The organism is Bacillus sp. BK450, from assembly GCF_004364885.1.
Taxonomy (GTDB): domain Bacteria; phylum Bacillota; class Bacilli; order Bacillales; family Bacillaceae; genus Bacillus; species Bacillus safensis.
Window position 1 is genome coordinate 1 of record NZ_SOBQ01000012.1, and the last position, 6429, is coordinate 6429.

Sequence of the window (6429 nt, forward strand, 5' to 3'; positions counted from 1 at the left end):
AATTCAATCGGGCCATCCTAAAACGACTCGAACAATTTGAAGAACAACAAAAAAAGCGAGATGAAAATCTCATGCTCGCTTTGAAAGAATCCATTGAAGCAAAAAAAATGATTGCTGCTGCTCAACAAAAAAAGTGGTGGCAATTTTGGAAATAGGACACCCATGAAAATGGCGCACTTATACACACCCCTGTGTGAGTGCTAAAATTTCTCGATTTCCGTCAAGCGTGTAAAGAAGAAGCCGCCTTAATAGCCGGCTTCTTCTGTTTCTGAAATTACACATGCAATGGACATCATAAAAATATTATTTAGCATGACGTATACGATCCAGAGGGAAAAAAACTAACTCTTCCACTCCAACAATATCCTTTTTATTAAATAATCCGAGACCATTTCGACTATCCATTGAATTTTGACGATTATCTCCCATCACAAAATATTTATCTTTAGGTACCTTAATTGGGCCAAAATCTCCAGTCAAATTGAGATCACTGTCGTGTGCGTCTTTTTTATTTTCTTTTAAGTATTCCTCATTAAACCTTTTTCCATTTACAAAAAGATTATCATTTTTCATTTCAATTGTATCACCAGGAAGACCGATTAACCTTTTCACATAATGAGTCTTTTTTTCTTCACCATTTAAAACAACAATATCCCCTCTTTTAAAGTCACCTGTATATTTAACAAATTTATTAACAAATAATCTTTCAGAATTAAATAATGTCGGTTTCATAGATTCACCTTGTACAATGTATGGTTCAAACAAAAAAGTACGAACAAGAAAAACAAGAACAAGAGCTATTAAAATAGCTTTTATCCAATCAATGATATTAGACTTTTTTCTTTTTTCTTTATCAAACACTTATACTTCCTCCTGCTTGGCAATTTTTAACTCAACTTTATCATTTCTTAGATTTTTAAACAAAAAATAAAAAAATCCTGTAAAGAAAGTATCTTTACAGGACAGGGAAACAAACTATTTATCTACTATCTGGACTCCAAAGAAATTCAGCTCTCTCAGAACCACGTTGATCTCTATTTTCAACTAAAATACGTATTGGAACATTCTTTCCATATCTCTCAACAGCATAATTGGTCAAACGATATGTTTTTCCAGCAGTAACATAAGTTCCTAAACTTCCTCCTGAAGCTCCTGAAACATTTACCCATTTTCGTTTGCCTTTTCCTTTATTAGCATCAGCAAAAACAGAAACAAGAAATTTCTTTCCCTTTGTTACTTTTAGATAAACACCACTTTTATTTTCTTTCTTAGCTATAGTAGTAAAGCCTTGATCTTTACCAATAGAAAATTTTCTATCCTTTGTATCAGCTTGTACCATAGAAAAAGAAGATAACATCAATACAAAGACCAAAGAAAACATTGTAATGAATTTCAACTTCATCATTATTTCATCCTTTCAATAATGTTAATATAGATGCAATTTTTATTTTTTCATCTACTATCTGGACTCCAAAGGAAACTAACTTTCCCTGTACTTTTACTTCCTGCATCCCAACAAAGTCTGATTGGAACATTCTTTCCATATCTCTCAACAGCATAATTTGTAAGACGATATTTATTTCCTTTTGTTACATATTTTCCTAAACTAGCCAAATCCTGTCCGGAAACATTCACCCAATTTCGTTTACCCTTTCCTTTATTAGCATCAGCAAAAACAGAAACGAGTAAAAATCGCCCAGAACCATGACCTGATACTTTCAAATAAACACCACTTTTATTTGCTTTTTTTGCAACAGTGGTACAACCATGATACTTATAAGTACTTATACTTCTATCCTTCGTATCAGCTTGTACCATAGAAAAAGGAGATAAAATCAATACAAAAGCTAAAGAAATCATTGTAATAAATTTCAACTTCATAGTTCTTCTCTCATCCTTTCAGAAATAATTTACAAAGAAGATAATACCATTAAAATTAGATAAAATTATCTATTAATGTTTTTTTAAGGTAAAATTAAGAAAAAACAAAAAAGTAGGCTCCTAATAAGCCTACTTTTAATTAATTATGTAATTCTTAACACCAACATGCCAATACGCCATGACCTCAAACGTTTCATTCGCCACCTCATCTTCATCTTCTTCAATCCTGATAAGATTTCCGTCCTCAGCATCCGTCAAATTCAGTTCCTTATGAATCTCTTTCAAGATCCCGCCATAGCCGATCAACCGCCTGGCATTCAATGCATCATCCAAATAATAAACAGTATCCAAATTTTCCTCGGTCACTTCATTCCCACGTATCACATCCGTATCCTTGACAGGATACTTCGAGATTTCAAGAATGGCCTTTTGTTCTTCCATTGCTTCACGAACTTCTTTTTCAATCGCTTCCGCATCGATTCCCTTTTTTCCTTTGACCCGCTGCACATGCACAATCGGTGTGTAAACCAATTTCATTGCACGCTTCCAAAAGCTCGTCCACTCCGCTTGTTTAATATACGATTGCCCTTTAAAATAGCTCCTCTTCACAGGAATTAACACATGAAAATGCGGATGATATGTATTCTTTTCATGATTTTTCGTAATCTCTAAAGCTCTGAAATAACCGAGTACAGAAGAGTCCACTTTTTTATACTTCATCAATCTATTAAAACCTTTCATCATATCCGAAATGGTCTGTTTTAGATCATCGCCTTCAACGTTTTTTACTGTCAAAGTAAGAAATATCCATGCAGGCTTATATTGCCGATTGGCTTCTTCTACAATCAATTTATTGTGACAAGCAATTTTTAACGACCTTCGCCACGCACACATAGGGCATAACCTCACTTTACAAAAATAGGCTTGATATAATCGTAGTCTGCCCGTTTCTTTGTCTCTCCTAAACGCAAGACACTCTGCACAATTACATACCTTTTCAGCTTTTTTTCCGTAATAAGGTGCACCAGTACGCTGTTCAAGTCCTTCATAATGAGCCGCCATGAGTGACGATCTCACTTTTTTTCCTCTCCAATCCCGCTTTTTACCTGTTGCGGTTTTGTCCTGAAGGATGCTATAATTCGATTCAGATAAATATGTCAAAGTCAAAAAACTCCTTCTGAAGCTAGTTCTCTAGCTATCTATTATTTTAAGTGTGGTAACTTAATAATAGCAGAAGGAGTTTTGACGTGTCAAAGAGCTCCCAAACCCTTATCACCACTGAATTTATCGCACTTTTTGAAAATCTCAATGTTTCTATATGTATCAAGATAAGAAAAGACACGATTCTGACTCCGTCAAAATCGCCCAAAAAGCTGGCAAAACCGCCATCTTTTTTAAAAACCAAAACCTAAAAGACCAAAGACTAAACCAAATTTCCCCGCAGGGGGAGATTTTTTTTTGATTTTTTCCACTCCATTCATAGAGTATAAAACTTAAACTCTATACCAAACCTGACTAAACCCGACTTTCAAAATACAGCTGCCGTCACATTGGCCACAAAAAAACAGACCCTAAAGGTCTGTTCAAATCATGTCCCGTTTCTCACAGCAAGCTCGATCACAGCATTTGCATGACTGGCGTATAAACTGCCAATCAACATCATCACTGCAAAAGAAACTAAACCAAAGCCTTTTCTAATGCTCATACAAACAGTCGCCCCTTCGAATTTGTTTTTGAGCGTACACCATTTGCTGATACAAATATACAGAATCCTCCATACGCCCATTTTCAGTATAAAATTCTGCGGACTCTAAAGCCAGTTCTTCTAAATATGGATAACCTCTCACATCATCAAAGCGTTTCAATATCTCCATCAGTTCATCAAGACATAATGGCTTCGTATATAAATTTATAAGAAAATCAAATAAAGAACTAAACAACTTATCGGGATTTAACTTCAAATACTCAATACCCTCGTTCAAATAGTCATTCGCTATTTCATCATTACCCATTTTGAAATTAATAAGAGCCTGCTGATAATATACGATTTTGATATGAGTATGATCTTTCAAAAAACCTTCAGCATCTTGCAAGTAATTCAAGGCAGCTTCATATTTTCCTAGTCGCTGATATGTATTTCCTAAGTTCATCAAAGTGATCCCAGTCATCAATCCATCCTTAATGGCCTGCGCTCTTTTCAAAGCCTCCTGCAAATGAGGAATAGATTTTTCAGGACGGTTAAAATCATCATAGTTACCTGATATAACAAAGCGAGATTGAATTTCTCTAATCACATAAGTTGGATTAGCCTTATATGTATCAAGAGCCAGTATGATGTAGTACATGGACATTTGAGTTTGCTTCATGTGATAAAAAATCTCTGCCATTTTGTAATAAAACTCAGCTCTTTCAACTTCATCAGCTACCCGATCCAACCGCTTTTCTGCTTGTCTATAAAAAGTAATCGCAGTGATATATTCACCTTGCGAAAACTCATACATCCCTCTGAAAAAATTGAAGTAGTATTCAAGGATTCCAGTGAACTTTCTTCCCTGACCTTCGACTGCTCTTAAGTATTCAGCTTTGTTCACTTTCCGCTCAACTGGATTTACGTATTCAAGCATTTGTTCATGACGAAAATCCATCAACTGAAAATAAAGAACAGCTTGCTCATCTTCCTCCATCATATCCAATTCTTCTCTTATCTCGCTCCGAAGCATTTCAGCATCTGTCACATTGAGTTTTTTTATATGTCGATACCACTCATTTATCTTTTGACCGATCACCGCTGCTGAAATAGTTTCCATTCCATCAATCCCCCGATCCCTGTCCCTTTTTATGTTAAATCCTAGCATATGAAATACGGGTGTAACCCGCTTGCGTTTCCAATTATGCAAATTTTCGGCATCTCGCAAACGAATTTTCAAATGGATTACAGCAGACAAAACGAAAAACGCATTTAAAGCCCTTATAAGCGTTTTTGACGCTTCCCCCTATTTCAATTACCTAAACAAAAATAAAAGCGCTCAGAATCGAATCTGAACGCTCTCAACGGCATTTTTGAAATGCACGACATATTTTTTTATGCGTTTTATTTTCATCTTACATTACTACCCCCCTGTTAGAGTGAGGGGGTTCCAGCTGGCTACGGTGCTTCGCTTTTCGTTGCCACTCGACGACTGCCGTCGTCTACCGCTGCGCACCTTCGCCTAGAACTCTATTGTATCACTTTATAAGCCAATTCAAGAGCCTTTCTCTCAAATTCCTCATCTGTGATCTGACCGGATGCATGCTGCCATAATAATTCTTCCTCGTCAGCTGTAAGATAAATTCCTTCAATGGCGTGTGTCGCTTTCGCATATCTCATGCCTTTTTCAAAACTCTCTCTTGTCATTTTCATCATCGGACCGCCTTTCTTGGGCTCTGCCCAAACCCGCCAACGCTAGCACGTTGGATGGCAAATATTCAAACCCCCTACCCCCGATCTTCGGGGGATGCCCCTTCGGCAGGCGCAAACAAACGGGGTTTGTTTGATAAACAGGCTTTTGGGTGTCGTGAATGAGTCAACTCCTTAATGCTCACTTCGTTCCGCTTACCGTTGACTCATGCCATATGTTTTTCATTCCATTTTTTAAACAGTAACGCTCCTTTTGAGTGCACACTTTTCCGAAACAACACAAAACAAACACGAAACTTAATTCGCCATTATTGACCCCTTGTTACGACTGATTTTTTTGCAAAACGCTCCCTTTCTTTGTGTGCAGGTGCGCTCCTTTTCAAACACAAAACGTTACTCCATTCTTCTCACTTTTCCTTTTTATGGTGTGGCAGTTTTTCCGTTTCTGCCACATCACCGCCTTTTTCTCCTAAAAAAAGGTGTGTCAGCTTTTCATTTTTAGGCACATTCTTTTCAAAAATTGCAACCGCCACGAAACAAATCACACTGGGATTTCAAACATAAAGTGGTTGCAGTTTTCCCTTATGCTCTTTTCACCTTTTCCGAAATGTCTCCAGCGACACTTATCAAAATTTTTCTCTTTCAACCCGCTACGCAAAACAAAAACATTTTGCCTTTTGATCTAGGAGGGCGTAGCGTATATCGTAGCGAATGAATCATAAAGAGGTGAACCCGCTATGAAACCCGAAACCTACCTTTCTTCACAAGACATTGCAAACAAGCTCAATGTCTCCAGCGTCACGATACGCAAATACGCCGCCATGCTTGAGAAAAACGGCTATAATTTCGCCAGAGACACTAAGGGATGGCGTCAGTATAATGAGTCCGATTTATCCGCTATGGAGTATATATACACACACTCTAAATTAAGTGGTAAATCACTAGAAGAAGTAGCCAAACTTGTAGCGACCTTGTATCGGTCAAACTTGTCCATATCGGATACCGCTACACCGCTACAAGATGTCAATGTCGCCGATCTCATTCAAAGACAAGAGGAATTCAATCGGGCCATCCTAAAACGACTCGAACAATTTGAAGAACAACAAAAAAAGCGAGATGAAAATCTCATGCTCGCTTTGAAAGAATCCATT

General features: G+C 37.1%; 8 protein-coding genes. 2 read left to right on the top strand and 6 right to left on the bottom strand.

The window, feature by feature from the left end; translation table 11 throughout:
* Positions 1–14 precede the first annotated feature (14 nt).
* Positions 15–155, top strand: a complete 141-nt coding sequence (locus tag EV579_RS19330) for a DUF3967 domain-containing protein (RefSeq protein WP_279586129.1) — start codon at positions 15–17, stop codon at positions 153–155.
* Positions 156–303: 148 nt separating this feature from the next.
* Here the strand turns inward: EV579_RS19330 and lepB are convergent, their stop codons facing one another.
* From lepB to EV579_RS18865, 6 genes are all read right to left on the bottom strand, one after another.
* A complete protein-coding gene (gene lepB / locus EV579_RS18840) occupies positions 304–861 on the bottom strand; it encodes a signal peptidase I (RefSeq protein ID WP_133745012.1) in 558 nt (185 codons plus the stop codon).
* Positions 862–979: 118 nt separating this feature from the next.
* The gene (locus tag EV579_RS18845; protein ID WP_133745013.1) at positions 980–1405 is read right to left on the bottom strand and encodes a hypothetical protein; all 426 of its coding nucleotides are present in this window, start codon (positions 1403–1405) and stop codon (positions 980–982) included.
* Between the two features lie 47 nt (positions 1406–1452).
* Complete coding sequence (locus tag EV579_RS18850) at positions 1453–1881, bottom strand: hypothetical protein (protein WP_208300744.1); 429 nt, start codon at positions 1879–1881, stop codon at positions 1453–1455.
* Between the two features lie 135 nt (positions 1882–2016).
* Positions 2017–3042, bottom strand: coding sequence for a protein rep (locus EV579_RS18855; protein WP_133745014.1), 1026 nt, complete (start codon positions 3040–3042; stop codon positions 2017–2019).
* Positions 3043–3575: 533 nt separating this feature from the next.
* A complete protein-coding gene (locus EV579_RS18860) occupies positions 3576–4688 on the bottom strand; it encodes a Rap family tetratricopeptide repeat protein (RefSeq protein WP_133745015.1) in 1113 nt (370 codons plus the stop codon).
* A gap of 410 nt (positions 4689–5098) precedes the next feature.
* Positions 5099–5281: an antitoxin VbhA family protein gene (locus EV579_RS18865; RefSeq protein WP_133745016.1), complete on the bottom strand. Its 183-nt coding sequence runs from the start codon at positions 5279–5281 to the stop codon at positions 5099–5101.
* Between the two features lie 734 nt (positions 5282–6015).
* Between EV579_RS18865 and EV579_RS18870 the strand changes: the two genes are divergently transcribed.
* Positions 6016–6429 (top strand): HTH domain-containing protein (locus EV579_RS18870; protein WP_133745017.1); only part of this gene is annotated, 414 nt, incomplete at its 3' end.

Excerpts from the sequence above, each read along its gene's own strand:
- EV579_RS18845 (WP_133745013.1), bottom strand. The coding sequence starts at position 1,405 with ATGATGAAGTTGAAATTCATTACAATGTTTTCTTTGGTCTTTGTATTG.
- EV579_RS18850 (WP_208300744.1), bottom strand. The coding sequence starts at position 1,881 with ATGAAGTTGAAATTTATTACAATGATTTCTTTAGCTTTTGTATTGATT.
- EV579_RS18860 (WP_133745015.1), bottom strand. The coding sequence starts at position 4,688 with ATGGAAACTATTTCAGCAGCGGTGATCGGTCAAAAGATAAATGAGTGG.
- EV579_RS18865 (WP_133745016.1), bottom strand. The coding sequence starts at position 5,281 with ATGAAAATGACAAGAGAGAGTTTTGAAAAAGGCATGAGATATGCGAAA.